This is a genomic window from Candidatus Omnitrophota bacterium (genome assembly GCA_030650275.1).
Lineage (GTDB): Bacteria > Omnitrophota > Gorgyraeia > Zapsychrales > Fredricksoniimonadaceae > JACPXN01.
Genome location: JAUSEK010000005.1, coordinates 1 through 26,501 on the forward strand (window position 1 = coordinate 1; position 26,501 = coordinate 26,501).

At 51.2% G+C, this 26,501-nt stretch carries 27 protein-coding genes and 4 tRNA genes; 26 read left to right on the forward strand and 5 right to left on the reverse strand.

Features of this window, described 5'->3' with window-relative positions; genetic code table 11:
• The 21 genes from Q7K71_01155 to Q7K71_01255 all read left to right on the forward strand — a co-directional run.
• Positions 1-583, forward strand: a 583-nt coding sequence (locus Q7K71_01155) for an ACP S-malonyltransferase (GenBank protein MDO8674711.1), incomplete at its 5' end; no start/stop codon positions are given.
• Positions 567-854: an Asp-tRNA(Asn)/Glu-tRNA(Gln) amidotransferase subunit GatC gene (gene gatC, locus Q7K71_01160; protein ID MDO8674712.1), complete on the forward strand. Its 288-nt coding sequence runs from the start codon at positions 567-569 to the stop codon at positions 852-854. The genes Q7K71_01155 and gatC, both read left to right, overlap by 17 nt.
• The gene (gatA, locus tag Q7K71_01165; protein MDO8674713.1) at positions 851-2,278 is read left to right on the forward strand and encodes an Asp-tRNA(Asn)/Glu-tRNA(Gln) amidotransferase subunit GatA; all 1,428 of its coding nucleotides are present in this window, start codon (positions 851-853) and stop codon (positions 2,276-2,278) included. Before gatC ends, gatA begins: the two co-directional genes overlap by 4 nt.
• Before the next feature lie 60 nt (positions 2,279-2,338).
• Complete coding sequence (gene gatB / locus Q7K71_01170; GenBank protein MDO8674714.1) at positions 2,339-3,775, forward strand: Asp-tRNA(Asn)/Glu-tRNA(Gln) amidotransferase subunit GatB; 1,437 nt, start codon at positions 2,339-2,341, stop codon at positions 3,773-3,775.
• Positions 3,768-5,090, forward strand: coding sequence for a S41 family peptidase (locus Q7K71_01175; GenBank protein ID MDO8674715.1), 1,323 nt, complete (start codon positions 3,768-3,770; stop codon positions 5,088-5,090). The genes gatB and Q7K71_01175 overlap by 8 nt, the downstream gene beginning before the upstream one ends.
• On the forward strand, positions 5,090-5,980 hold the full coding sequence (locus tag Q7K71_01180; GenBank protein MDO8674716.1) for a divergent polysaccharide deacetylase family protein: 891 nt from the start codon (positions 5,090-5,092) through the stop codon (positions 5,978-5,980). Before Q7K71_01175 ends, Q7K71_01180 begins: the two co-directional genes overlap by 1 nt.
• A gap of 8 nt (positions 5,981-5,988) precedes the next feature.
• Positions 5,989-6,954 carry a tRNA (adenosine(37)-N6)-threonylcarbamoyltransferase complex transferase subunit TsaD gene (gene tsaD / locus Q7K71_01185; protein ID MDO8674717.1) on the forward strand — a complete coding sequence of 322 codons (966 nt, stop codon included), beginning with the start codon at positions 5,989-5,991 and terminating at the stop codon, positions 6,952-6,954.
• 102 nt (positions 6,955-7,056) lie between these two features.
• A complete protein-coding gene (locus Q7K71_01190) occupies positions 7,057-7,575 on the forward strand; it encodes a polymer-forming cytoskeletal protein (protein ID MDO8674718.1) in 519 nt (172 codons plus the stop codon).
• Positions 7,572-7,874, forward strand: a complete 303-nt coding sequence (locus Q7K71_01195) for an excisionase family DNA-binding protein (protein ID MDO8674719.1) — start codon at positions 7,572-7,574, stop codon at positions 7,872-7,874. The genes Q7K71_01190 and Q7K71_01195 overlap by 4 nt, the downstream gene beginning before the upstream one ends.
• 68 nt (positions 7,875-7,942) lie before the next feature.
• Positions 7,943-8,019, forward strand: a tRNA-Met gene (locus Q7K71_01200).
• A 9-nt stretch (positions 8,020-8,028) separates the two neighbouring features.
• Positions 8,029-9,663, forward strand: coding sequence for a glycosyltransferase family 39 protein (locus Q7K71_01205; GenBank protein MDO8674720.1), 1,635 nt, complete (start codon positions 8,029-8,031; stop codon positions 9,661-9,663).
• A 6-nt stretch (positions 9,664-9,669) separates the two neighbouring features.
• Positions 9,670-10,197 carry a thermonuclease family protein gene (locus tag Q7K71_01210; protein MDO8674721.1) on the forward strand — a complete coding sequence of 176 codons (528 nt, stop codon included), beginning with the start codon at positions 9,670-9,672 and terminating at the stop codon, positions 10,195-10,197.
• Between the two features lie 6 nt (positions 10,198-10,203).
• Positions 10,204-11,181 carry a tRNA lysidine(34) synthetase TilS gene (tilS, locus tag Q7K71_01215; protein MDO8674722.1) on the forward strand — a complete coding sequence of 326 codons (978 nt, stop codon included), beginning with the start codon at positions 10,204-10,206 and terminating at the stop codon, positions 11,179-11,181.
• On the forward strand, positions 11,178-12,380 hold the full coding sequence (locus Q7K71_01220) for a toxin-antitoxin system YwqK family antitoxin (GenBank protein ID MDO8674723.1): 1,203 nt from the start codon (positions 11,178-11,180) through the stop codon (positions 12,378-12,380). The genes tilS and Q7K71_01220 overlap by 4 nt, the downstream gene beginning before the upstream one ends.
• On the forward strand, positions 12,381-14,282 hold the full coding sequence (ftsH, locus tag Q7K71_01225) for an ATP-dependent zinc metalloprotease FtsH (protein ID MDO8674724.1): 1,902 nt from the start codon (positions 12,381-12,383) through the stop codon (positions 14,280-14,282). It abuts the gene before it with no gap.
• Positions 14,282-15,145 carry a dihydropteroate synthase gene (gene folP, locus Q7K71_01230; protein ID MDO8674725.1) on the forward strand — a complete coding sequence of 288 codons (864 nt, stop codon included), beginning with the start codon at positions 14,282-14,284 and terminating at the stop codon, positions 15,143-15,145. The genes ftsH and folP overlap by 1 nt, the downstream gene beginning before the upstream one ends.
• Positions 15,146-15,151: 6 nt before the next feature.
• Complete coding sequence (gene cdaA / locus Q7K71_01235; GenBank protein MDO8674726.1) at positions 15,152-15,931, forward strand: diadenylate cyclase CdaA; 780 nt, start codon at positions 15,152-15,154, stop codon at positions 15,929-15,931.
• 92 nt (positions 15,932-16,023) lie between these two features.
• Complete coding sequence (locus tag Q7K71_01240) at positions 16,024-16,746, forward strand: pyridoxine 5'-phosphate synthase (GenBank protein ID MDO8674727.1); 723 nt, start codon at positions 16,024-16,026, stop codon at positions 16,744-16,746.
• Positions 16,743-17,090 carry a holo-ACP synthase gene (acpS, locus tag Q7K71_01245; protein ID MDO8674728.1) on the forward strand — a complete coding sequence of 116 codons (348 nt, stop codon included), beginning with the start codon at positions 16,743-16,745 and terminating at the stop codon, positions 17,088-17,090. Before Q7K71_01240 ends, acpS begins: the two co-directional genes overlap by 4 nt.
• Positions 17,077-17,901 (forward strand): NAD(P)H-hydrate dehydratase, encoded by an 825-nt coding sequence (locus Q7K71_01250; GenBank protein MDO8674729.1) that lies wholly within the window; start codon positions 17,077-17,079, stop codon positions 17,899-17,901. Before acpS ends, Q7K71_01250 begins: the two co-directional genes overlap by 14 nt.
• A 12-nt stretch (positions 17,902-17,913) precedes the next feature.
• Positions 17,914-19,125, forward strand: a complete 1,212-nt coding sequence (locus tag Q7K71_01255; GenBank protein ID MDO8674730.1) for a glycosyltransferase family 39 protein — start codon at positions 17,914-17,916, stop codon at positions 19,123-19,125.
• Here Q7K71_01255 and Q7K71_01260 read toward each other — a convergent pair.
• From Q7K71_01260 to Q7K71_01275, 4 genes are all read right to left on the reverse strand, one after another.
• Positions 19,120-20,325: a 6-phosphofructokinase gene (locus Q7K71_01260; GenBank protein MDO8674731.1), complete on the reverse strand. Its 1,206-nt coding sequence runs from the start codon at positions 20,323-20,325 to the stop codon at positions 19,120-19,122. The two genes, Q7K71_01255 and Q7K71_01260, sit on opposite strands and share 6 nt — an antisense overlap.
• A 21-nt stretch (positions 20,326-20,346) precedes the next feature.
• Positions 20,347-20,420 (reverse strand) — tRNA-Gly (locus tag Q7K71_01265).
• 23 nt (positions 20,421-20,443) lie between these two features.
• A tRNA-Tyr gene (locus Q7K71_01270) sits at positions 20,444-20,526 on the reverse strand.
• A 25-nt stretch (positions 20,527-20,551) separates the two neighbouring features.
• A tRNA-Thr gene (locus tag Q7K71_01275) sits at positions 20,552-20,624 on the reverse strand.
• Between the two features lie 89 nt (positions 20,625-20,713).
• Between Q7K71_01275 and Q7K71_01280 the strand changes: the two genes are divergently transcribed.
• From Q7K71_01280 to Q7K71_01290, 3 genes are all read left to right on the forward strand, one after another.
• The gene (locus Q7K71_01280; GenBank protein ID MDO8674732.1) at positions 20,714-21,436 is read left to right on the forward strand and encodes a glycosyltransferase family 2 protein; all 723 of its coding nucleotides are present in this window, start codon (positions 20,714-20,716) and stop codon (positions 21,434-21,436) included.
• Between the two features lie 5 nt (positions 21,437-21,441).
• Positions 21,442-22,431, forward strand: a complete 990-nt coding sequence (locus tag Q7K71_01285; protein MDO8674733.1) for an NAD(P)H-dependent glycerol-3-phosphate dehydrogenase — start codon at positions 21,442-21,444, stop codon at positions 22,429-22,431.
• A 290-nt stretch (positions 22,432-22,721) separates the two neighbouring features.
• Complete coding sequence (locus Q7K71_01290) at positions 22,722-23,132, forward strand: hypothetical protein (GenBank protein MDO8674734.1); 411 nt, start codon at positions 22,722-22,724, stop codon at positions 23,130-23,132.
• Positions 23,133-23,197: 65 nt separating this feature from the next.
• On the opposite strand, the gene Q7K71_01295 is transcribed toward Q7K71_01290, so the two are convergent.
• Positions 23,198-24,490 carry a hypothetical protein gene (locus Q7K71_01295; protein ID MDO8674735.1) on the reverse strand — a complete coding sequence of 431 codons (1,293 nt, stop codon included), beginning with the start codon at positions 24,488-24,490 and terminating at the stop codon, positions 23,198-23,200.
• 787 nt (positions 24,491-25,277) lie between these two features.
• On the opposite strand from Q7K71_01295, the gene Q7K71_01300 reads away from it, so the two are divergent.
• Entirely contained in the window at positions 25,278-25,757 is a 480-nt protein-coding gene (locus tag Q7K71_01300; GenBank protein ID MDO8674736.1) for a hypothetical protein, read from the forward strand.
• A gap of 214 nt (positions 25,758-25,971) precedes the next feature.
• Positions 25,972-26,463 (forward strand): hypothetical protein, encoded by a 492-nt coding sequence (locus Q7K71_01305; GenBank protein ID MDO8674737.1) that lies wholly within the window; start codon positions 25,972-25,974, stop codon positions 26,461-26,463.
• Positions 26,464-26,501: the final 38 nt, after the last annotated feature.

Below are 26,501 nucleotides of genomic sequence, written 5' to 3' on the forward strand. Positions count from 1 at the left end.
TTTGGTGCAAAAACGCGGGACCTTGATGGAAGAGGCCGCGAAAGAAACCAAAGGCGCCATGGCCGCGGTCATCGGTTTTGATAAGGATCAACTGGCCGCCATTTGCCGCCAAACCGGGGCAGAGGTGGCTAATTTTAATTCCAAAGAACAGATCGTCATCACCGGCCATGCCGATAAGGTGGAAGCCGCCATTGAAGCCATTAAGGCCGCCGGCGGGCAGAAGGTGATCCCTTTGACCGTCAGCGGTGCGTTCCATTCTTCTTTGATGGCAGGCGCGGCCGAAAAATTCAAGGCCGTCCTTGCCCACGCGGCTATTCACCCGACAGGTATCAAGGTGGTCAGCAATGTCAATGGCCGGCCCGGGGAAAGCGCAGAGGAAATCCGCGCCAATTTAGTCCAACAGATCACGGCGTCCGTGCAATGGGTGGCGTCCGTGGAATATATCATCAGCCAGGGCGTGACGCATTTTATTGAAATAGGCCCCGGCAAGGTCCTCAAAGGACTGGTCCGCCGTATCAATTCCGATGCCGTTGTCCATAACATCGAAAAGCCCGCGGATATCGACTATGCCCATTTCCTCTAAAGACGTTCAATACATCGCTGCTTTGGCCAGGATCCATATTCCTCCGGAGAAACTGGACCTGTTTTGCGCTGAATTGGGTGGCATCCTCAAATACGTTGAACAATTGCAAAAATTGAACCTGGATGATGTCAAACCCACCAGCCATGCCGTGCCTTTGACCGACGCGCTTCGGGAAGATATTGTCCGGCCGTCCCTAGACCATCAAGAAGCGCTCAAGATGAGCGTTGAGCAAAAGGACGGCTGTTTCAAAGTGCCCCTTGTCATCGAATGAGCCCGCATTGTTTGACCGCCCACGCGCTTCTGGACCTGTTCAAATCCTCCAAGGTCACCCCTCAAGAGGTTTTTGAGGATGTCTCCGCCCGTGTTAAATTGGTGGATGCTAAAATCCACGCGTATATCCATCCGGCGCAAAAACCCTCCTTTGCCGCAGGTGCTTTTCCCATTCCCATCGGCATCAAGGACAATTTGTGCACCATCGGGGAAGAGATCACCTGCGGTTCCAGGATCCTGAAAGGTTTTCGTCCGCCCTATGATGCCGCGGTCGTTGAGAAGATCAAACGTTCCGGCGGTTTGATCGTCGGCGTTGCCAACATGGATGAATTTGCGTTCGGTTCTTCAACAGAATCATCCTGTTATGGTCCGACGTTCAATCCCTGGGACCTAAGCCGGGTGCCGGGCGGCTCCAGCGGCGGGTCCGCGGCCTGTGTGGCGGCCGACGAGGCCGTGTGGGCTTTGGGGTCGGATACCGGCGGTTCCATACGCCAGCCCGCTTCTTTTTGCGGCATCGTGGGCATGAAGCCCACCTATGGCCGCGTGTCGCGTTATGGACTGATCGCTTTTGCTTCCAGTTTGGACCAGATAGGGCCTTTGACCAAGGATGTCACGGATTGCGCGCTGTTGATGAACATCATTGCCGGTTATGACGAGCGCGATTCTACCTCGGTCAATGTGCCAGCGCCCGACTACACCAAGGCCCTTATCAAAGATATTAAGGGCATGACCATTGCTATTCCTAAAGAGGCATTTGTGGAAGGACTTGACCCCGAAGTACGCAAGGCAGTTGAGGACGCTGTCGCGCTTTTGCGGAAACTGGGGGCAAAGATCAAAGAGGTGTCTTTGCCGCATACGCCCTATGCCGTGGCGGCCTATTACATCGTGGCCACGGCCGAGGCGAGTTCCAACCTGGCCCGTTTTGACGGGGTGCGTTACGGCTTAAGGGTTTCGCCCAAAAAAGTCCGCAAGAACGCTTTGATCGACATGATCGAGGAGACCCGCAGTCAGGGCTTCGGCAACGAGGCCAAACGCCGCATCATGCTGGGCACCTACGCGCTTTCGTCGGGATATTACGATGCTTATTATTTGCGCGGGCAAAAGGTACGCACCTTGATCAAAGGGGATTTTGACGCGGTGTTCCAGGATTGTGACGCTGTGCTCACCCCCACATCGCCGACAACGGCTTTTAAGATAGGAGAGAAGACAAGCGACCCGCTGTCCATGTACCTGTCCGACATTTATACCATTCCGGCGAATTTGGCCGGGGTCCCGGCCCTGTCCGTGCCTTGCGGATTTTCCAAACAAGGACTGCCGATCGGTTTGCAATTGACCGCCAAGGCCTTCGCCGAAGAAACATTGCTGCGCATCGCTTATACGTATGAACAGAATACCGAGTGGCATTTAACGAAACCAGCAATATAAGGTAGCACCTGCCTTCTCCTGAGAAGGCATCCCGAGAAGGCAGGTGCTACCTTCTGGCATATGTCTCAATTTGAAACCGTTATAGGGCTTGAAGTCCATTTGCAGTTGAGCACGGCCACCAAGATATTCTGCGGCTGTGCCAACCGATACGGCTGTGGGCCCAACACCAATGTGTGCCCCGTATGCCTCGGCCTGCCCGGCTCTTTGCCGGTGCTCAACAGTCAGGCCATGCGTTATGCCATCACAGCGAGCCTGGCTTTGAACGCCCGCATCAACGGGTTCGTTAAATTTGACCGCAAAAATTATTATTATCCCGACCTGCCCAAGGGCTATCAGATCTCCCAGTATGATTTTCCCATTGCCAGCGACGGGTATTTAGAGGTCAAGACCAAGGACACGTCGGCCAGGGTCCGTATCAAACGCGCGCACCTGGAAGAGGACGCGGGCAAACTGATGCATGACAATGCCGCCGGATGTTCTTTGGTGGATTATAACCGCACGGGAACGCCTTTGCTGGAGATCGTCACCGAACCCGATATCCGTTCGCCGCAGGAGGCGTATGATTATCTCAATACCCTTAAGTTGAATCTGCAGTATTTGGGGATCTCTGATTGCGACATGGAAAAGGGGAGTTTGCGTTGTGATGCCAACGTGTCCATACGTCCCATCGGGGCAACGGCATTCGGGACCAAGGCCGAATTGAAGAACATGAATTCGTTCAAGGCGGTCAAGGCCGCGCTGGAGTATGAGGTCACCCGTCACCGGCAGATGGCCATTTCCGGCGGCAGGATCGTCCAGGAAACGCTGTTGTGGGATGATATCAAGGGCGTGACCGTGCCCATGCGTTCTAAGGAAGAGGCGCATGATTACCGGTATTTTCCGGATCCTGACCTGGTACCGTTCACGCTGGACCCTGCTTTTGTGGATTCCCTGCGCGCCGAATTACCGGAATTGCCGCTCCAAAAACAGGAACGTTTTAAAGAGCAATACGGCCTGAATGATTATGATTCCTTTATTTTGATATCCGACAGGTCCATCTCTGAATTTTTTGAACAATGCGCGTTGCTGTATCAAAATCCTAAAAATATAGCCAACTGGATCAGCGGACCGTTATTAAAGGAGATCAATCAACGCAAATGCGTTTTGACCGATCTGAAATTAACATCGGAAAATTTTGTCAATTTGATCAAGAGCGTGGATAATGGTGTTGTCAGTAATCTGGTCGGCAAGGATGTTTTGACCGCCATGCTTGATCAAGGCCGGTCGGCCGATGTTATTATTCAGGAAGGCGGCTGGGCGCAGGTGTCCGATGATTCCGCTTTGACGGTCATCGTGGATGAGGTCATTGCTCAAAATCCGTCGGTGGCGGCCCAGATCAAAGAGGGCAAGGCCAACGCGGTGGGATTTCTGGTCGGCCAGGTCATGAAGAAAAGCAAGGGCAAGGCCAACCCTAAAAAATTAAGTGAATTGATCACACGGAGGATCAGCAATGGTTAAAAAACGTTTCGCGGCAGGGTTGGTCATAGTTTTTTTATTTTCCGCCGCGACTTTGACATTATCCGCCGTCCAGGGTAAGGAAGACCTTTATTCCAAGGTTGAATTGTTCAGTTATGCTTTGACCACGATCCAGTCCGAATATGTGGACGAAAAAACTCCCAAGGACCTCATTTACGGTTCTTTGAAAGGAATGCTTTCTTCGCTTGACCCACACAGCCAGTTCCTGGACCCGCAGGATTATAAAGACCTGAAAACCGAGACGCAGGGAAAATTCGGCGGTCTGGGCATTGAGATCACCATCAAGGACAGTTTGCTGACCATCATCACACCCATTGATGATACGCCGGCGTGGCGGGTGGGATTAAAACCGGGGGACCGCATCGTCAAGATTGAAAAAGACCTGACCCGCGACATGACCCTCGATGACGCGGTCAAGAAATTGCGCGGGGACCCCGGCACCGACGTGCATATCACCATCCTGCGCGAGAGCGAAAGCCTCATTAAGGATTTTACCATCACCCGCGAGATCATCCATGTGCAGGACATCAAGGATCCCCATGTGATCGAGGGCGGTATCGGGTATATCCGTTTGACCGAATTCCGGGAGGACTCCCACAAGGAATTCAGGGAAGCCATTAAGAAATTAAAAGGCGAGGGCGCCGACAGTTTGATCATTGATCTGCGCAATGATCCCGGCGGGCTTTTGAACGTCGCGATCAAGATCTCCGAGGAGTTTTTGCCGGCGGGACAAACCATCGTGTCCACCAAAGGGCGCCACGCGTCCCAGGACTCCATTGCCAAGTCCGGTAATGTCCATGGCGAATTCTTGGACTGGCCCATGGTTGTCCTCATCAATGAAGGCAGCGCTTCGGCCAGCGAGATCTTTGCAGGTGCAATGAAAGACAATAAGCGCGCGGTCATCGTGGGGGCAAAGTCGTTCGGCAAGGGGTCTGTGCAGTCGGTGATCCCGCTTCCCGACGGTTCCGGCCTGCGGCTGACCACGGCCAAGTATTTTACGCCTTCCGGCATATGCATCCATGGCATGGGCATCACTCCGGATGTGGTTGTTGAGCGTGTTTATCCGAAAGAGGAAAAAGACGACGATAAGGACAAGAAGAAGGAAAATGGCAGGGACGACCTGGACAAGATATTCTCTGACGTCCAGAAGAAAGACGCCAAGGATGCCGCTGACAGCGTCCGGAAATCCAAAGAAGCGGATCAGAAAAAGAAAGACGATGCCGACAATCAGTTGCAAAGCGCTCTCAACGTCATGAAAGGCCTCAAGGTGTATCGCGGATTTACCGCCGATCATTGATGGTTCGACCACGAAAAAACCCCTCCGGCGGCAAGAACAAAAATGATCTGAAGACAACGGTCATCATTGTTCTTTTTTGTCTGGCCGCGGCACAGGCCTTTTTATTTTTCCATGCCAGGAAGCAAGGCGCTCCCGGGGCGATCAAGGCCGCGGCTGGCCAAGCCAAAATGGTCTCCGCCAAAGGCGGATCCGCCTCCGGCGGAAAGGCCGTGCCAGGATCAGCGGGCAAGATCGCTTTTATCATTGACGATTGGGGCTATGCCATGCACAATTGCAAATTCCTTAAAGAGATCACGGCGCCCCTGGCCGTGGCGGTGCTCCCCAATTTGAGGTATACGGACGACATCATGAAATGTGCCGACGTTTACGGCAAGGACATCATGCTCCATTTGCCTTTGGAGCCGTATGCCAACGGCGACCATTATCCTGACAATTATCTGATCACAACGGCCATGAAGCCCTCCAAGGTCATTGCGATGGTGGACGGGACGCTGGCCAAAATGCCTTTGGTGCAGGGGGTCAACAATCACATGGGTTCCAAGGCCACGGAGGACAGGGAGCTCATGAAGATCATTTTTAAACGCCTTAAGAAAAGGGGTTTGTTCTTTGTGGACAGCATGACAGCGCATCATTCCATCTGCGGCGAACTGGCACGGGAGATGGGCATGCCGTTCGCTTCGCGCGACGTGTTCTTGGACAATATTAACACCAGAGAAGCGATCAAGAAACAGATCATGGAGCTTGCCAAAAGGGCGCGCAAAAAGGGTTATGCCGTTGCCATCGGTCATGACCGTGCATTGACCATGCAGGTCCTCAAAGAAGAGATCCGGACCCTGGAAGACCAGGGCTTTGAGATCGTGCGCGTCAAAACCCTCCTGAAAAATCAATAAAATTGACTATGCATATTTTAGGCATTGAAACATCCTGCGACGAAACCGCGGCCGCCGTGGTCGTTAACGGACGTGACGTGCTCTCCAGCGTCGTTGCCACCAGTTTGCCGGACCACCGCCGTTTCGGCGGCATCATTCCCGAGATCGCGTCCCGCCGCCAGATCGAATGGATACAACCCGTCGTGGGCAGTGCTTTGTCCAAAGCCGGGGTGACCCTCAAAGACCTTGACGCCATTGCTGTGACGAAGTCCCCCGGACTGATCGGTTCATTGCTTGTCGGGTTGTCATTCGCCCGTGCTTTGGGCCACGCTTGCGGTAAACCCGTCATTGAGGTTGACCACATCCATGCGCACGCTTATTCCGGTTTTTTGAATTTTTCCTCCCCCGACAGACCGTCACTGCCCGCCGTTGCCTTGGTTGTTTCCGGCGGACACTCCAGCATTTTTTATATTAAAGATCCCGCGCATTTTCAATTATTGGGCCAGACACGCGACGATGCGGCCGGCGAGGCCTTTGACAAGGTGGCGCGCATTCTGGAATTGGGTTATCCGGGCGGTCCGGCCATTGACCGTTTGGCGCAAAAGGCCGGCAGTTCGGATATCCGTTTCCCCCAGGCGCCTTTAAAAGGCACGTTTGATTTTTCGTTCAGCGGGGTCAAGACCGCGGTTTTGTATTACACGCGTGATCACCGCGCTTTGCCGCATTTTTCTTCGGCCAAGGTCGCTTATGCTTTTCAGGAAAGCGTTGTTGGAGTGCTGGCGGAAAAGGCGTTTGAGGCCTGCCGTGTCAAAAAAGTCAGGCATTTGCTCATCGGAGGCGGGGTGGCGGCCAATTCCGCTTTGCGCCGGCGTTTGAAGGACATGTCCGTCCGGTCCGGTATTGCCGTGCATATTCCGCCCATACCTTTGTGTTTAGACAATGCCGCCATGATCGCCGGACTGGCCTATCATCTGAAACCAAAGGTTGGACGTTGACAGTGTTTATAGAAAGCGTATATTGTTAGTAGGGGCGATCCTTGTGATCGCCCGCATATGGGGCGAATACAAGATTCGCCCGTACACAAGGGGGGTAATTCTATGGCCTTTAACCGCCGCGATACCAAAGAAGTTGTGCAGGAAAAGATCATTGAGATCAACGCGCAGATGAAAGGGGAAATGGTTTTTTCTGAACCGGTGAATTTGAAGATCAACGGCCGTTTTTCCGGCCATCTGGATACCAAGGGCACGCTGACCATCGGTGCCAGCGCCCAGGTGGATGCCAATATTACCGGTGAGAACATTGTGGTCGCGGGCAGGGTCAAGGGCAATGTGCTGGCCAGGAAAATGCTGGTGCTGATGCCCACGTCGGTATTGACCGGGGACATTGCGACACCGAAGCTGAACATCGTTGAGGGCGCCGTATTCCAGGGCCGCTGCCAGATGCTGGAAGATTTTTTGAACGCCGATGACCTGGCCCAGTATCTGGAAATAGAGGTTCCCGTCCTCCTGGAATTAGCGCAAGGCGGTAAGATCCCCGCGTTCAAAGAGGGGGATGTTTGGAAATTTGAGCGGGCCAAGATCGACCAGTGGGCCGTGACAACCAGGGTCAAAGCATGAGCAGTCAATACATCACGGTCCGGGAGTCCGCCCAGGCCTTGGGTGTTTCCGAGAAAAAGATCACGGACCTCATTGAGGCCGGCCATTTGCAGGCCTACCGCATCGCCGACCAGTTCCTGCGTTTAAAAAGGAGCGAGGTGATGCAGGTTGGCGTCAGCGGTCAGGTCGCGCGCGAGAAGGCGAGCCACGAATACACCGCGGGCGAACGCGTCCGTGATTTCTTTTATTTCAACGATTTTTACCTCTTCGCGGGCGTGGTCATCGCCGTACTTTTGTACATCATTTTCTTCACGTCTTAGCCCCTACAAAACGCTTGCTAATCCTTATTTTCTCGTCTAAAATTAACTTTCTTTAAAATTTAATTTCCGGCGGGGTAGCTCAGCCTGATAGAGCAATCGGTTCATACCCGATCGGTCGGTGGTTTAAATCCACTCCCCGCCACCATTTCTTCCCATGAAACACATCTGGATATTATCAGCCCTGTGCGGGTTTTTGTACCTTGCCGGCAATTCTTCTGTGCCGCTGACAGATCCCGACGAAGTTTTTTATTCGCTGACCGCCCGGGAAATGTCGGCCAAAGGCGACGCACTGACCCCGTACATTTTCAACCAGCCCCAGTTCGAAAAACCAATTTTTATTTATTGGCTGTTGAACAGCGCCTGCGCATTGCTCGGCCCGACGCCTTTTTCCGCCCGTTTTTTTCCCGCTGTCTTTGCGTGGTTGGGCGTCTTGGGGCTTTACTTTCTGGCCCGTCTTGGTTTCAAGGATGAGTCCAGGGCTTTCTGGTCCGCCGTGGCCCTGGCCACCGCCGGATTTTATTTTGCCCTGGCCAAGACCGTGTTCACGGACATGGTCTTTTCGGTCTTTATTTTGTATTCTTTATTGTTTTTTTATTACGCTTTTGACCGGCCCGGCCGCAAAGGGCAAGGCATTCTCGGATTTTATTTTTTTGCCGCGCTGGCAGTCCTGACCAAAGGGCCGCTGGGGTTCCTGATCCCCGCACTGGCCGTCATTTTATTTTTGATGTATCGCGGCCAACTCCATTGGCTGCGTGACCGGCGCGTCATGACCGGTTTCTTATTGGGCCTGGCGGTCGCTTTGCCGTGGTACGTTTTTATGTTCACCCAATACGGCAACGCTTTTATTCATGAGTTTTTTACCAATGACCATTGGCGCCGCCTCATCGAGGCCGAGCATAAGGGCAATGACCGCTGGTTTTTTTATCCAACGACCATCCTGTGGGGCATGTTCCCATGGACATTGTTTGTCGCGGCCGGTTTTGCCGGGACCTACCGGCGGTTAAAAGACCATCCCGGGGTCTTTGACCATTTCCTTTTGAGCTGGTTTTTGGTGGTCTTTGTCATTTTTCAATGCGCCCATTCCAAATTGTCCAGTTACATCCTGCCTGTTTTTCCGGTTTTGGCTTTGCTGGCCGGGGACGTGATCGGCAGATGCGCTGCCGCGGGCAGGCAGAAGGGGGTCCGCGTGATGCTGCTGGTCACGGCAGCTTCGTTTGTGCTCTTAGGCATGGCCTTTCTCGTGCTCAGGCATTTGTATCAATCCTATGTGCCGTCGCCTTTGCCCGGGTATTTCCTGTCCGCCCTTTTTATCACGTGGGGAGGATGCATCGTGACCCTGGTCTTAAAAGAAAAGCTCAAAGAGGCATTGTCGGTGCTGGCCCTCATGGGCGTGCCTTTTTTGATCGCTCTTTTCCTGTTGCGCCACGACCTTGAGCCCTATGTGTCTTCCTACGGCGCCGCGCAATATCTGCCGCGCCAGGAGATCTTTAAAACCACGATCCTCTCCAGCAAGCCCTACGCCCGCGGCCTGCGTTTTTACACCGGACAGGACATCGCTGTCATGGATATTAACGGCAGAAATTATTTCAGCCCGCATCCCATTCCCATTTTGAATACTTTGGATAAGCTGAAGGAATTCCTGCGGGAACAAAAACGAACATACGCGGTTTTGAAGAAAGGCGCGTATAATACGGTGTCCACGCTGGATCCGGCCCGTTTTAAGGTCACGCTTTTGGGCCGATACGGTTTGGAATATGTCCTGACGGTGGAATACCTTGGGAATTCATAGAGGACCATGTTAAATTTATTTTTATTTTTGGTTCTTACATTCACCCCTTTTGCGGTTTGGGGCCGACCTGTTGATGACCTGATCAATTTTTCCAAGAAACAGGAAGAAGGTCTCATTGTTAAAGTGGTCAATACGGACCTGGTGGTTTTAGAGAACGGCCATCGGCTGAAACTGATCGGCATTGAATCCGCCGGTTTGCCTCCCAGAAAATACGTTCAGTTCGATAAAAATGGCATTCCCATTGAAGAAAAAGAGGAGGCGACCATTCCTTTGGAAGAGCAGGCCTTGACCTATGCCCAGGAGATCATGGAGGGCAAGAAGGTCAAGATCGAATATGATGTTGAATCCATCGATCCCGCGGGGCATCGCTTCGCGTATGTTCATTTATCCAACGGCCGCATGGCCAACACGGAACTTTTGCGCCAGGGGTTCGTCTATTTGAAGATCCGTCCACCCAATATCAAGCATGCCGCCGAACTGCGCGCGGCCTATCAAGAGGCCAAACGCGAACAGCGCGGTTTCTTAGGCGATTAACTGTCCATGGACCTGACTTCCAGAGTCCTTTTTGATATCCGCAACGATCATTTGGTCAAACCGGGAAGTTTGCTTGTCCTGGGCGTTTCAGGCGGCGCGGATTCCGTGTTTTTGGCCCATTGCCTTCACCGGCTGCGCCACGAGCTGTCCGTGCGTCTGCACATCGCGCATTTTAACCATCAATTGCGCAGGAGTTCTGACAGGGACCAGAAATTCGTCGAGGACCTCGCCCGGCGTTTGAATGTTCCCATCACCGTGGCAAACCGCGGGGGACATCCCGGTCTTTCTAAATTGTCAGAGGATGCGGCCCGGCGCAAGCGTTTTGCGTTCTTCGCGAAAGTGGCTGCGGCCACCGGGGCGCAAGCCGTGGTCCTGGCTCATACCGAAAACGATCTGGCGGAAACTGTTTTGATGCGTTTATTGAGGGGGACGGGTCTTTACGGCTTGCGGGGGATCCTGGCTGAACGCCGTATGGGGGGCATCACCCTGATCCGTCCGCTCATCAGGGTCACGCGTTCCTCCATTGAGAGTTATTTGCGGAAACATAAATTAGAGCATTGCACGGACGAGACCAATGCCCGTCCGGTCTATCTGCGCAACAAGGTCCGGCTGGAATTGATCCCGTATTTGTCACGGCTGAATCCCAAGATCCATTCGGTTTTAGTGGATATGGCCCATACGGCGTTGGACGACTATGATTACCTTGAGTCCCAGGCCAGACAACGTTTAAAAGAAAGTGTTGTCAGTTCGCCCCAAAGAGTTAAAATAAGGACTAAAAATTTTACGGCGTCGCATCCGTCCCTGCGCCGTCTTATGCTGCGTCTGGCCTTTGAACGCCTGACAGGGGACACCCGCCAGTTGACGTGCGCGCATGTTTTGGCTGTTGAGGACATGGTCAAGGGCGGCCCATGCGGGGCCGAGGTCCATTGGCCAAGGTCCGTTGTTGTGATGAAGACCCGGAATTTTATAGAGATCCATTTATGAACAGGACCTTTGCGCTGATATTATTTTTTGGGTTATTTGTCTGCGCGGCCTATGCCCAGCAAAGCGCGCCTGCCGATGATGGTCCGGTCAAAGAATTTTTTGATAACGGCGCGCCCAAGTCGGAAAAGACCTTTCGCAACGGCCAACTCAACGGGCCATTGCGTGAGTATTATCCCAATGGCAATCTGGTCAACGTGGGCACCTACAAGGACGGGCAGATCAACGGTGTTTTTAAGTCCTATTACGAGGACGGGGCCGTGTTCCTGGAAAAAAATTTTGCCAAGGGCCAATTGCAGGGGACAGCCAAGGAGTATTATCCCAACGAGGTCCTCAAGAGTTGGGAGAATTACCAGAACGATGTCCTCAATGGCCTCAATCAGTATTTTTATCCCAACGGCAATTTGAAATTGGTCATGAATTTCAAGAACGGAAAACTCAAGGGCCTGACCCGCGAGTACAATGAGGACGGGTCGCTGAAAAACGAGATCAATTACGAGGATGACCATGTTGACGGCGTTTCCAAGGAATACGGTCCCAACGGCGCTTTGTACGCGGTATGGGCTTATAAGATAGACCAGAAGGACGGCGTCTCCCGCACGTTCTATCCCAATGGGCAGCCGGAATGGGAGATGAGCTTCAAGGACGGCAATATTGACGGGACCAATAAGAAATTCGCTAAAGACGGCAAGCTTTTGATCGAGGCGCCTTACAAGAACAACCAGTTTGACGGCATCGTCAAGGAGTATCATCCGACGGGCAAGCTCAAAAGTGAATGCCGATATGTTGACGGGAAAAAAGACGGGCTATGCCGTGAATTCCACGATAACGGCAATCTATGGGTTGAGTGGAATTACAGGAATAATTTGAAGGAAGGCCCAGCCAAGGAATATTCACAGGAAGGCCTGTTGTGGATGATGGTCAATTTTCAGAACGATCAAAAGACCGGGGCCATGAAAGAATTTTATGAGAATGGTTCCGTCAAACAGGAATGGGTGATGGAAAACGGCAAGGAGAACGGCCCCAGCCGTTCGTATTATAATACCGGGGAATTGATGACCGAATCCACCTACAGGGACGGCCGGCTCAACGGCGTCGTGAATTTGTATAAAAAAGACGGCGATCTTGCTTATATTGACACCTACCAGGCCGGCATTAAAGAAGGCCGCCAGGTCGTCAGCGACCGACAGGAGAAGAAATAAATGGCTCAATTGAATTCGAACGCGTCCAGGAAACCGCCGCGGCCCGGCCGCAGCCGTCCGCCCAACGGTAATTTTATGATCTGGGTCTTTTTGGGCATGGTCATGGTGATGTTCATGATCCAGCGGGAAGGCAAATACTCTTTGAAGACCAAGGAGTTCACTTACAGCGAGTTTTATACGCTTCTCAAGGACAATGCCCAAAATCCCCAGATCAAGAAAGTGCAATTGACCGAAGGGCTGGAAAATACGGTCAAGGGGCTTTTGGCCGACGGTACGGAATTTCGGGCCAATATTCCGCAAAAGGATGATGACCTGGTCAAATTGATGCGCGACAATATCCCGGAAGTATCGGTGGTACCGCCGGAACTGTTCTGGAGCCAGTTGTTTTTCCAGCTGATCCCTTTTTTGGGGATCTTTCTTTTGATCTGGTTCGTGTCTTACCGCGGCAGCCAGATGGGCAATAAAATCTGGGCCTTTGGCAAGTCGCGCGCCCAGGTCGCCGGTACAGGCAAGATCACGTTCAATGACGTTGCCGGCGTGGACGAGGCCAAGGAAGAATTGCAGGAGGTCATTGAATTCTTAAAAGAGCCCAAAAGGTTTGAGCGTTTGGGAGGCAAGATCCCCAAAGGCGTTTTGCTCATCGGCCCTCCGGGGACCGGCAAGACGCTGTTGGCCAAGGCCGTGGCCGGCGAGGCCGGGGTGCCGTTTTATTCGTTGAGCGGTTCGGATTTCGTGGAAATGTTCGTGGGGGTTGGTGCTTCACGCGTACGCGATCTGTTCGAACAGGGCCGCAAGGCCTCGAAGGTATCAGGGAAAGGGGCCATTATTTTCATTGATGAGATCGACGCGGTGGGCCGCCAGCGTTTTGCAGGCATCGGCGGCGGCAATGACGAACGCGAACAGACCCTGAACGCGTTATTGGTTGAAATGGACGGGTTTAATTCCGTCAGCGGGCTTATCTTGATCGCGGCCACGAACCGTCCGGACACCCTGGACCCAGCGCTGATGCGTCCCGGACGTTTTGACCGCCAGATCGTTGTCGGATTGCCGGATATCAACGGCCGTGAAGGTATTTTGAAAGTCCATACGAAAAACATCAAGTTGTCCGAAGACGTAAATTTGCGGCGTATCGCCCAGCAAACCGTATATTTTTCCGGAGCGGACCTGGCTAACGTGTGTAATGAAGCCGCGCTGTTGGCGGCCCGGCACAATAAGGAGAAGGTCGGCATGGAAGAAATGCTGGCCGCGGTCGAGCGCGTGACCATGGGCCCCGAGAAGAAAAGCCGTGCTGTTTCCAAGAAAGAAAAAGAAATGACCGCTTATCACGAGGCAGGCCACGCCTTATTGTCGCTGTTGGTCGAGGAAGTGGACACCTTCACCAAGGTGTCCATCATCCCGCGCGGCATGGCCGGCGGTTACACCCTGACGCCCCCCACAGAGGACAAGCATTACATGTCCAAAAAAGAACTTCAAGGCATTATGGTGGTGCTTTTGGGCGGCATGGTGGGTGAAGAGATACACATGAATGATACCACGACCGGTGTACAGAACGATCTGCAGAAAGTCAGTGGGATCGCCCGCAGCATGGTGTGCGCATACGGGATGAGCGAAAAACTTGATAAACTTGCTTTCGGCAACCATCACCAGCAGATCTTTTTGGGCCGCGACCTTTTTGAAGAACGCAATTATAGTGAGGACACCGCCAGGAAGATCGATGAGGAAGTCCACGCCCTGGTGCACGGGTCCTATGACCGCGCCAAGGCCCTGCTTTTGCAGTACCGCGATAAACTGGACCTTTTGGCAGGACGTTTGATCGAAAAAGAAGTGCTGGATATTGAAGAGGCCCGGGTATTGCTGAACATCCCCGAGCATAAATCGGATTTTCACGCGAACCCCGCTTGATGGTCCGGCACGCCCGCACACGACACATCCTTGAGGCCCGCGACACCCGTTTGCTTTTAGGCGAACGGACCATGATCATGGGCATCATGAATCTGACCCCTGATTCTTTCAGCCGCGACGGCCGTCTGGCTGTCAGCCGCGACCCGTTGACCCACGTCCGTTTCGCCCAAAAACTTGTCCGCGACGGCGCCGACATTCTGGATATCGGCGGAGAAAGCACCCGTCCGGGTGCCTGCAAGATCTCTATCCGGGAAGAATTACAGCGTATTTTACCGACCCTGCGTCTTTTGGTTAAAAAGATCAAGGTGCCGGTTTCTGTGGACACCTATAAGCCCCAAGTGGCGATCGCGGCTTTGGACGAAGGGGCCTGCATCATTAATAATATCATGGGCGTTAAGCCCGATGTCCGGCTTTTAAAGGCCGTGCGCGATCGTGGGGCCGCCATCGTTCTCATGCATATGCGCGCAACTCCGTTGACCATGCAGAAAAACCCGGTTTATCGCGACGTAGTGGGCGATATCCTGACCGGACTGCGTCACGCGGTGGAAAAATGTTTGGAAATCGGCATAAAAAAGAATAGAATCATCATTGACCCCGGTTTCGGGTTCGGCAAGACGGTCCAGCACAATTTGGAGATCCTGCGCCGGCTTAGAAGTTTTGAAGTTTTGTGTTATCCCGTCCTTGCCGGCACGTCCCGTAAGTCCTTTATAGGCCGTGTCCTGGGGCAGGAGCGCTCTGATCAACGCATGATCGGCAGTATTGCAACGGCCTGTGCCGCTGTCCTCAACGGTGCCCACATCGTGCGTGTCCACGACGTGGCAGCCACGCGTCAGGCCGTTGTCATGGCCGACGCTATTTTATAAAATGATATGGATCTGTCCACCTGGTCAATAGTTGAGATCATTAAAACCACGATCGAGGTCCTCATCCTCTGGATCGTGTATTACCGCGTTTTGATCTTTTTTGAGGGGACCCGCGCTTTTCAGGTGCTCAAAGGCATCAGTTATCTGATCCTGGCGCTTTTGCTTTCTCAAGTCCTCCATCTTGAAGTCATCAACTGGCTTTTACGTCATTTTTTTTCCATATGGATCATTGTCATCGTCGTCATTTTTCAGAATGAACTGCGTTCGGGCCTGGCCCGTTTGGGGCAGCAGCATTTATTCAATGTTTCTTTGGGGGAAGTTGAGATCGGGGCCCTCATCCATGAGATCGCGGAAGCGGTGTATAAACTTTCCAAAAATAAGACAGGATGCCTGATCGTTTTTGAACGGAAAATGAAATTGAACGTGTATATTGAAAGCGGCGTCATCCTGGATTGTAAAATGTCCGCGCCGCTGCTGCAAAGCATTTTCATGACGTCTTCGCCCGTCCACGACGGAGGGGTGGTGGTGCGCGGCGAACGGATCGCGGCGTGCGCCTGCCTGTTCCCTTTGTCCAGCAATCCTTCGGTCCATAAGACCGTGGGGACACGCCACCGGGCCGCTTTGGGGCTGACCGAACAAAGTGATGCCGTTGTGGTTCTGGCCTCGGAAGAGACGGGGGACGTGGCTGTCGCTTTTGAAGGCCGGTTCATCGCGGTCAGCAACCAGGAACATTTTTGCGATCTCCTCAAAGAATTGATATATCCTCCTAAAAAGGGAAAAAAATGAAGCGCTGGATCTCCTCCAATTTCATGCTCAAATTGATCGCTTTGGCCCTGGCGGTGATCACCTGGCTGTATGTCAAAGGGCTTAAGGGTTAGATGGTGAAATTGGGCGTTAACATCGACCACATCGCCACGGTACGCCAGGCCCGCCAGGAACATGAGCCGGACCCTCTGGCCGCGGCGCGGATCTGTTTAAAAGCCGGGGCCGACAGCATTGTCGCGCATTTGCGCGAAGACCGCCGCCATATCCAGGATAATGACATTGTTCTTTTGCGCAAAGCGGTCAGGACGCGGTTCAATCTGGAAATGTCGCTGGCCCCTTCCATTGTAGATTTTGCCTGCGCTGTCAAACCCGACCAAAGCACCATCGTGCCTGAACGCCGTCAGGAACTCACCACCGAAGGCGGCCTTGACGTGGCAGGGCATTTATTCAAGGTCCAAAAAGGATGCCGGCGTTTGATGGACCGCGGGATCTTGGTCAGTATGTTCATCGGCCCTGACAAGAAACAAATTGAGGCCGTTGCTGCGATCGGCGTGCCGATGGTTGAATTTCATACCGGCGCTTACGCCAGGGCATTCGCGGCCGGACGCGCTAAAAACCATTTGGTCAAATTGCGCTCGGCATGCGCCTATGCCCGTCAATTAGGGCTGATGATTAATGCCGGGCACGGGCTCAATTACGATAACGTTTGCCCTGTCGCGGCCATCGAGGGGATGGAGGAATTGAACATCGGGCATTCCATCGTCAGCCGCGCGGTGTTCACGGGCCTGGAGCAGGCGGTCAAAGACATGGTGAAGATTGTCAGGGAGGGGGGATGATCCTCGGCACCGGTATAGACGTCATTGAAATTCACCGCATCCAGGCGGCGGTTGAACGCTGGGGAGAGGCGTTCCTGAATTACGTCTTTACTCCGGTGGAGATCGATCATGCCAGGAAGTATAAATTCCCTTATCCGCATTATGCCGGCCGTTTTGCCGCCAAAGAGGCGATCTTTAAAGCCATCGGCATTCCTAAATTCACCTGGCATGATATCAGCATCACCAATGACTCCGATGGAAAACCTGTCTGCGTCCATCGCGACCCTGATTTTAAACTCCACATCCTTCTTTCCATTTCTCATTGCAGGGACTATGCGGTTGCCAGCGCCATTGTCACGTCGTAACCCACAGGTTTGTAAGAATGATTTTGGCCATGTTTTGGTCGTGGCCGGCTCACCGTCCATGTTGGGCGCCGCTGCTTTAACAGGTTTGGCGGCCATGCGCTGCGGGGCAGGCCTTGTGACCGTAGTTGTTCCTCAAAGTTTGAATTTGACCCTCCAGAAGAAAATATCTCCCGTCATCATGACATTGGGCCTTCCGCAGACCAGAGAACAGACGTTCGCGGCCAGGGCCTTAGCGTCCTTAAAGAAAATTTGGGATAAATTTGACGCCATTGCCATCGGGCCGGGGATAGGGCAAAATAAAAACACACAAAAATTTATACGGGACTTTATTGCCGTTTGCCCCAAGCCGATGGTCATTGACGCGGATGCTTTGAATGCCTTGGCCCACGATTTACGTCCTCTGCAAAAGAATACCGCGCCTAAAATTTTGACTCCGCATTCGGGGGAAATGGCCAGGTTGACCGGAAGATCCGTCAAGGCCGTTGAGTCGGACCGTAAAGCCATTGCTTTAAATTTTGCCCGGCAGAATCATTGCGTGGTTTTGTTGAAAGGTCATCGCACCGTTGTGGCATCGCCGGATGGAAAAGTTTACGTCAATCGGACGGGCAATGCGGGCATGGCCACGGCCGGAAGCGGTGATGTTTTGACCGGCATGATCGCGGCTTTATTGGGACAGGGGATGGGGCCGTTTGAAGCGGCCAAAGCCGGGACCTATCTGCACGGGAAAGCCGGGGATCTTGCCGCCAAAGCCAGGACAAAAGCCGGCATGATCGCCAGCGACATCATTGAATTGATCCCAAAAGCCGTTTAAGGAAATGCAAAAATGATATTGTCCAGGACAAGCCGTATTTTTTTGGGTTTGTGCATCGCCGGCGCGGTCATTTTCTTATGTTCGCATCCGTTAAAGGCGAACCAGTTCTCCCCCCAGTCGGATGAGGGCTATTATTTCCATTATGCCAAGACCGTTGAGGAAAAAGGCCTTCGCGGTTTTCAAGAATTATTGTCCTGGTTTTCTCAAAGCCAGCAGGCGCGTTTGCATCCGCCGCCATCCCGCATCGGTTTTGTCCTGACCGGAGCACTTTTGTTTCATATATTCGGCCCAAGTTATTTTATCTTAGGGGTTTTTTCCGCGGTATGCTTCATACTTTTCTTGGCGGTGGTTTTTTATTTTATTCGTAAATATTTTGATCTAGATACCGCTTTGTTGACAATTCTATTACTATCAAGCTCTCCTTTGTTACTGGGGATGGCTAGGCGGGCGTTGATTGATAGTGCTTTAAATTTATTGTGGGTGCTGACCGTATGGCTGTTTCTAGAATTTCTTATTAAACGAAAGATTTTTCAATATACGCTTTTTTTATTGTCTTTTATTTTAGCTGTCCTTTTTAAAGAAGGATCCCTGATTCTATTACCTTTTTTTGTATTAGTGATGGCGTTTGCTCACCACATAGGGATAGAGAAAGTTTCATGCAGGTATATTTTTTTAACTCTTGTGGGTGGAATATTGCTTCCGGCGGCCTTGTATGTGCTTGTGCTGGGAGGGATGGATATATTTATTCAAGCTTTGAGGTGCTTGTGGGATATTCAAAAGCACATCTTACAGTTTAATCCGTATGTTGTTAAATATTGCACAGGACCGTGGTTTCGGTATTTGCTGGATTTCATGCTGTTAAATCCTATTGTCACTCTTTTATTTATCGGGTATTCATTCCGGGTTGTTTTGACACCCCTGGATGCCAAGAAAACATACTTACTGACTTATTTCCTGGTCACATATGCGGCATTGACCTTTATACAAAATAACAAGAATATTCGCTATGCCATGAGCCTGGAAATGGTCATGGGTCTGTTTGCTGTTTTTATGCTTTATGAGATTTTTGGCAGAAGAATAAGGGGAACTACTTACGTGGCTGTTGCAGCGGTCATTATTTATTTTGTCAATTTTATAAGTTTTATTAATATTTTCGAGATCCATGGGGTGTTAGACCCCATTACCCGCCATCTTTTAGGTGTAAGGAATTTTATTCCTTTATAAATGCCGTTCAACGGCGCCGGTGATCTTTTGGGTCGTTGTTTTGAAGGCAGGAGGGACGCGGCCGAAGCAAATGCCCATGGCCTCGTAAAGGGCCGCCTGGTCGGTATTCACAAAGCGCTGTTCAATGGCTTTTTTGGTGTCCATGTAACGGATCTTGCCGTCGGTGATCCCGGCCACGGTCACACCGCTGATCCCCTGGTTGAGCAGGATAAACGCCCCGGCCCCGATCTCTTTTCCGAAATTCACGTCATACGCCGAGGAATGCCCGCAGCGCACCAGATGTCCGGGCACGACCGTGCGCACTTCCGGGATCTCATTAACCCCTTTAATGAACATGCCGGTCTTTTGCATGAGCCCGGCGATGGACTTGTCGGCCTTGAGGCGTTTGGTCAATTGCTGGGAAACATAACTGCCCGCGCCCGCCAGGTATTTGTGCCCGAAGGCGTCCACCGGCATGTGTTCATCCACAATTGCGGCGCCATCAGCATTCTTGATCCCTTCGGCCACGACGATCAGATACATACCGGCACGCGTGTCGCTGGCCATGATGCGGTCAAAATAACGTTTCTTCATGTGTTGGTAGAGCACGTCAAGATCCACCGGGATCTCCGGGATGATGATGGCATCCGCGTCCGCCGCCACACCGCCGCGAAACGCCGTATGCCCCGCGTAACGGCCGAAGACCTCCAAAGCGAGGATGCGGTTATGGGTGCGGGCCGTGGTCTTGAGGTCTTCCAGGAAGGCCGCGATGCGGTTGATGGTGGAATCCGCGCCCACGGAATAGGTCTGCAGGTCCAGGTCCATGGTTTTGGGCGCGTGCACACATGAAATGCCGTGCTCGGTCAGGTCTACCAGAACGCCGCCCGAATCATCCCCGCCGCTGATGATCAGCCCGTCGAGTTTGAATTTCGCCATGCCTTTTTTGATGCGCTGGTATTTGTCCGGGTCTTCGATCTTTTTGACCTTGACGCGGGAATGCCCGGCTTCGGAACCGGCCAGGTTCGCGTCAATGGCGTCAATGCGTTCTTCGGTCAATTCCGTGATCGTGTCAAAATCCACGAGATTATAAAGCCCGGCGTAGCCATGGGGGATGATGAAGCATGAAGCGCCCATGGAACGGGCCATGGATGCCGCGCCTTTGATGACGCCGTTGAGGCCCCCGCAGTCGCCGCCGGATGTGATGATGCCTATGCGTTTCATATCAAAACTCCTGTCTTATGATGGAGCGGGCGGAGAGAATCGAACCCTCGCTACCAGCTTGGAAGGCTGGAGTTCTACCACTGAACTACGCCCGCGTCGCCCAACCTGGTAAAATAAATGGGCAGTGAAGGATTCGAACCTCCGAAGCGCAAGCGCAGCAGATTTACAGTCTGCTCCCGTTGACCACTTGGGTAACTGCCCAAAATACGATCCTTTACAAAGGAAGAGCTGGCGAGAGGCTTCGAACCCCCGACCTGCTGATTACAAATCAGCTGCTCTACCAACTGAGCTACGCCAGCAAGGACGAGCAAAAGTGATGTAATATAGCACAATTTGCTTTTGCCTGTAAAGGTTGATTATTTAATAAATCCTATACGGAATCGTGTTCATGGGTATAATATGCGTCGTGAAAGTCACCTTGCTTATCCCAACTCTCAACGAAGCCCAAGGCATGCGCACCGTCATGCCCAGGGTCAAACGCGAGTGGGTGGACCAGATCCTTGTGGTGGATGGCAAATCTAAGGACGGGACCGCGGACATTGCCCGCCAAATGGGCTATGATGTGGTCATTCAGCAAAGTCCCGGCATACGCGGGGCTTATATGGACGCCTTGGCCGCGGTCAAAGGCGATGTTATTTTGACCTTCAGCCCGGACGGCAATTCCATCCCCGAACTCATCCCGGCGTGCGTCGCCAGGATGAAAGAGGGTTATGACATGGTCATCGTTTCCCGGTATGCCCAGGGAGCCAAAAGTTATGATGATGATGTCATCACCGCTTTCGGCAACCGTCTTTTTACCGGGACCATCAATTTTTTACACGGCGCCAAATACACCGACGCCATGGTCATTTACCGCGCTTACCGCAAAAAACTCATTCATGACCTGGACCTGGACAAGGACTCCAGTTTTTCTTTTGAAGAGAATTTATTTTGCACAAAGATCAGCTGGGAACCGTTATTGTCCATCCGCGCCGCAAAGCGCAGATTGCAGGTCATTGACATCCCCGGGGACGAGCCGGCCCGCGAGGGGGGCGAACGCAAACTGCAGGTCCTCAAATGGGGCGCCGCCTATATGTTTGAGATCTGGCGCGAACTTTTTATCTGGAGATGACGGTCATGCGCACCATCAGCATCATCGGTGACGGCGGCTGGGGCACGACGCTGGCCATTTATTTGGCCCAAAAAAAGCATCCTGTTTTTTTATGGGGGGCTTTTCCCGACTACGTGTCCCTGGTGGCCAGGACCCGCGAAAATAAGAAATTCCTGCCCGGCCATAAAATTCCCCGCTCTGTTGTCCTGACCGCGGACATGCGGGAGGCCGTTTCCAAAGCGGACCTGATCGTTTTGGCCTGCCCGTCGGAATATCTGGCGCGCACGCTCAAGAAGGTCAAGACCTGTTCCTATCAGGGCAAGACATTTTTGAGCGTTATCAAGGGCATTGATCCGGATTCGTTCAGGCGCATGTCCGAGATGATCCAGGATGAATTGGGGCCCGTCGGGCTGGCAGTGCTTTCAGGACCGACCATTGCTTCAGAACTGGCGGATGGGGTGGCCACGACCGCGGTGGTTGCCAGTTCCAATAAGCGCCTTGCCCTGGACATACAAGCCATTTTCAATTCTCCGGTTTTTCGTATTTACACGAACACCGATGTGGCCGGCGTTGAGGTCGGGGGGAGCCTTAAAAATGTGATCGCCTTGGCTTGCGGGATCTGCGATGGCTTAAAGCTCGGCACCAACGCCAAGGCCGCCATTTTGACCCGAGGTTTGGCCGAGATCACCCGTTTGGGGATCATGATGGGCGGGCGCAAGGAAACTTTTTATGGATTAACAGGCGTGGGAGACCTTATTACCACGTGTTTTAGTCCAAAGAGCCGCAACCGGACGGTCGGTCAGCAATTGGGAGAGGGCAAAAGCATCCGTGCCGTTTTAAAGGGAATGAACGCGGTGGCTGAAGGCGTCGTGACTGCCAAAGCCGTCTACCGTTTGAGCAAGGCCAAAAATATCCCAATGCCCATCGTGACAGAGGTTTATAAAATTATCGCCATGAATAAAAACCCCCGCAAAGCCATGGCTGATCTCATGGGCCGCCGCCCTAAGCCCGAATAGACCCCTGTTTTCCAAATTTTCTTTCCACCATGGTCATTATTATGTATAATAACCGACCAATTGATTTTGGATCGGGACGTAGCGCAGTTGGCTAGCGCACTTGAATGGGGTTGCCTTTGAGCCACTTTCAGAACAATATCAAATTGTATTAAATATCATTATCTCCGTCGAGAACGGAGATTTTCTGTTTTACTGTGCTTTAACTGTTTTTAATCAATTCTACGCAAATATCGACACTTTTTGGACACCAAAAATCATTAAAATTTTGCCAACATTAAGGAGAGGATCGAATGGTTAAAAATTTTATAAATAGCATAGTCCAAAGGCAGTTTAATCAAGCGAGCATGGCCCTTTTATGGGTAGAATCATTCATATTTTCAGCCATTTATGGGGCAATGTTTCATTCATGGCCGGTGTTTGGCATCCTCTTTTTAGGTTTGGCCGCGCTTATGAGCAGGTCCACAACTGTGGTTTATGCGATTTTTGTTCTAAGTTTTCTATGGAGTTTTGTCTTTGCCAGTATTGGTTATGGCATTGGCGGAGCGGCCGGGGCGGTGATATTGGGAGGGATAGTTTTCCTCAATGGAGTAAAGCTTCATTTCCGCGATCTAAAATCTTCCTGGGATGATGCGGGTTTTGCTGGGTATGCCAATGCTGAGTGGAGGCAAAATTGGCATGGCGGACAGCAGAATTTAAATTAATAATGATTTAGATTGAAGATAAAAAAAGAACGTGGGGCAGGTCACATTTGCGAGAGAGCAGGCTATCAAAACAGCCCAAGTTTGGAATAAATACCACCAAGTCGCTTAATATCCATACCACTTATATTGAAATTACAAGACTTTGAATAAACTCCTACCTTAGTAGGTATGTCAAAGAAATTTGAATCTTGGGCTAAAAGGGAGGTATCTTTCATTGAAACCTGATGAAAGAATTCAATTGCTGGATTCACCAATCGAGTAAAAGGATTCTGGTACGCAACCTCTCTCTTTGCGTAAAAGACAACCGCATCAATGTTGCTGTAAGAATTCCCAACGGCTTTCACGTTCTTATCAAACTCAGTGCGATTGAAATGGTTGTCTTGGTAAAACACGACGCCAAATTCGCCTTCTTTGTTTTGTAATTGCTTATTAGCATGGCTAAGAGGGCCCTTGATATAATCCGGCGTTTCCTTTTGAAGCCGTTCTAGGCCAACACCTATAATTATAGGATTGTAGTGGTCATATTGAGGAGGAGCGAGCATCAAGGGGCTCGAAGAAATGGGGCGGGTCTTCAAAGAGAACGAATACTTCGTATTAACCTCTTGGACCAAGCTTTTGGGTATCCCAGAATCGAGATCGCAAAGCTTCTGTAATTTTACGACATAATTGCCATTACAAATTTCAATCTCAGAACGAGCATTTTTAATTCCTTCTAAAATCTCATGGCATGATTTTAGTAAATCATCCGCGCGGGGAGTTATTTTTGGATGCACTAATACCGCATAGTTAAGATTTTCTTTCTCTAACAAGGGAATTATTTTTATAGGAAACGCCGCAAGTGTAGTGTGAAGGGCTGTGCGCTCATCATCTCTTCCTAATCTAAACTTGCATTCAGCAGAGACCTTCTTGCCATCCATAGTTTCAATCAACAAATCGAAAGCCTTATCTTTAGCTGTCCTGTCAGTATCCCGAAATATAATTTTATGACCGGAGATCCGATAAGCCGCTGCAATAAAGACTTCCTGTCTAGCCGTAGGGTATCTATTCTTAAACTCTTGAATAAAATTAGGAGGCAAATCTTTTGCTAGCGCATACAGGTCATTTGAAAGGTAGAGGAGCTGAGTAAAATCCTCTGTATGGGGAATTGCTCGAATCTTGCCTTTTATTAGATCAATAACGGGTTTTTCGACACCCCAGATATTCTGTACAACCGGATGGGTACGAATCATCACAAGGGTGGATTGGGCTGGTGGCAATTGACCCGGCTTACCGCCAGTGGAGTGCATTTTTTCAAGGCTTTTTAAGACCCAAGCCTCACCAAAGTAATCGATCAGAAAAGAAATAGGGTTTTGGTTCATGTATAGATGCTAGCAAACAGCCTGTCACAAAGCAATAAATTGGATGTGCTAACGGCAATCGTGATTAAAAGTATGAAGTTGGAGAGCAGATCACTGGTTGATTTCTTCGCATCAATCCATCACAGATTAATCGCTCAAGAGTTTTAGTTGTAGGATTTTTTATTTTATAATCCTGAACAAAATCAGAACAAAAACAGAACAGAATCGGAACAAACGTGTTCCAGTTTTGTTCTGTTTTTCTTTCCTAACTCTCCCATTCGCAAGAGGTTTTTGGGCAAAAGCGGCCCAAAACCGTTCAAGACCCCACACACTCTACCATAAGTTTTTATGAGTGAGTGGGGTCTTGAACTACCAATTGAGAATGGGAGAGAGTTAATATTTATATAGGAGGGGGTAGTGGTGTAGTTGTGTGTGGTGGTAGGGTGATATGGGTTTTATGAGTTTATGGGTTGTGTAGTTGTGTTGGTTGTATTAGGGTTTTTTGAATTGTTTGGTTGTTTGGGTTGTTTGGTTGACGTAGATCTTTTTGCCAGACGTTTTAATCGAATTCACAGGTGATTTATCTCTGGTGCGATGGGGTTTTGCTTCGCATTGGTCAAAAGAATAAAGCCGCCGTTTTCGTACGTTCCCGCCACATCCTTTCGATTCTTTTTCTTTGATTATGTCATACGTGTCAAGGACTACGCCCCGCAAGAAACAGCGGGGCTTGCAAGTGCTCCGCTGCGGCTCCGCATCCTTGACACGCATGACTTTATAGTAATCAAAAACAATCGAAAGGAAGCCCGCCATGCATATCACAGCCAATGCACAAATGACCAAATTGAGCACCGAAGAACTCGAGAAATACCTTGATTCAAGGTATGAGGCAGAGGCTCACCAGGCGGAATTGGACGCTTTGGAAACGGAATATGCCCAAAGAGTCAGCGAAGACGATCTGAACATGACCGAAGATGAGCCCAACATGTCGGAGGAAATAGGTCCCAATGGAGGGAACCTTGAGCTGGGCTTAATTGAAATGTACCGCAGATATTTACAGCCGCAAGGTCAGCGCGATGGGCTCATGGATAATGAAGACATTATTGGAAATATAAGGGCAAATTTAAAAGACGCCGGGTTTAAGTCCGGCGGATTGAAGAAGGTATCGGACAAGGAAGCCTTGGCCGCCGCGAAAGACCTTTATGAACACAGGAAAGATCTAATAAGCAGATATAAGTCCAAGAACAAGCTTTCAAACATACCAGGCAATCTTCGGGGGATCCTTAGATGATACAGCCGTTGGATGCTTCCCACCGGCTGGTCCTGGGGTTTCTGGCTGGCTGATTTGAAATAAATAAAGGCCTTTGTGGAATGGCTCACATCTCCTTTTTGTTGTAAAAACCTGCCCTGTAACAGATTCACCCTTTGCTTGCTCGCCTCCATTTTATCCAAAAAATTATTGTATCAAGGGCTTCGCAAGGGCCGCTGGGGTGCCTGCGGCCCCCTTGACACAAAAAGTTTTTTGGATGTTCGGCTCACCAAAGCAGCAAAGGGCGAAACTGTTAAGGTCAAACAACCAGCAAAAAGGAGATGAGGAAATGAGCCCAACCCAAAAGATTAGTTCAAATCAGCCAAACAGCCAGGAGGAGTTTTATGGACAGCCGGTGTTCGAGTACACCAGCGATCAGGCGGTCGTAGATGGGATTCTGTTCGATATGACCCAGCTGAATCCCGCTTGGAAGAAAGGACTGTTCAATTATGTGACAGTCAATCTTTTGAATCGCGGGTACATGTACCAGGATAAGATCAGTATTCCCAACCTGCTTGACCTATTGAACCAGGCCAATCAGATTGTCCGCAGGGAAACCAAGGGTTTCGCGGTATTTGACTCCTTCTTTGATGGTTCCGTAGAGCTGCCCAATGGGGACCAGCAGAAGATTTTCATCTGTTGGAATGAAGCTGGGAAATTCACGATCATGCTGCCGGAAGATTATTAGTCCGCATCACCATTGCCCGCTGGCGACAGCGGGCATTT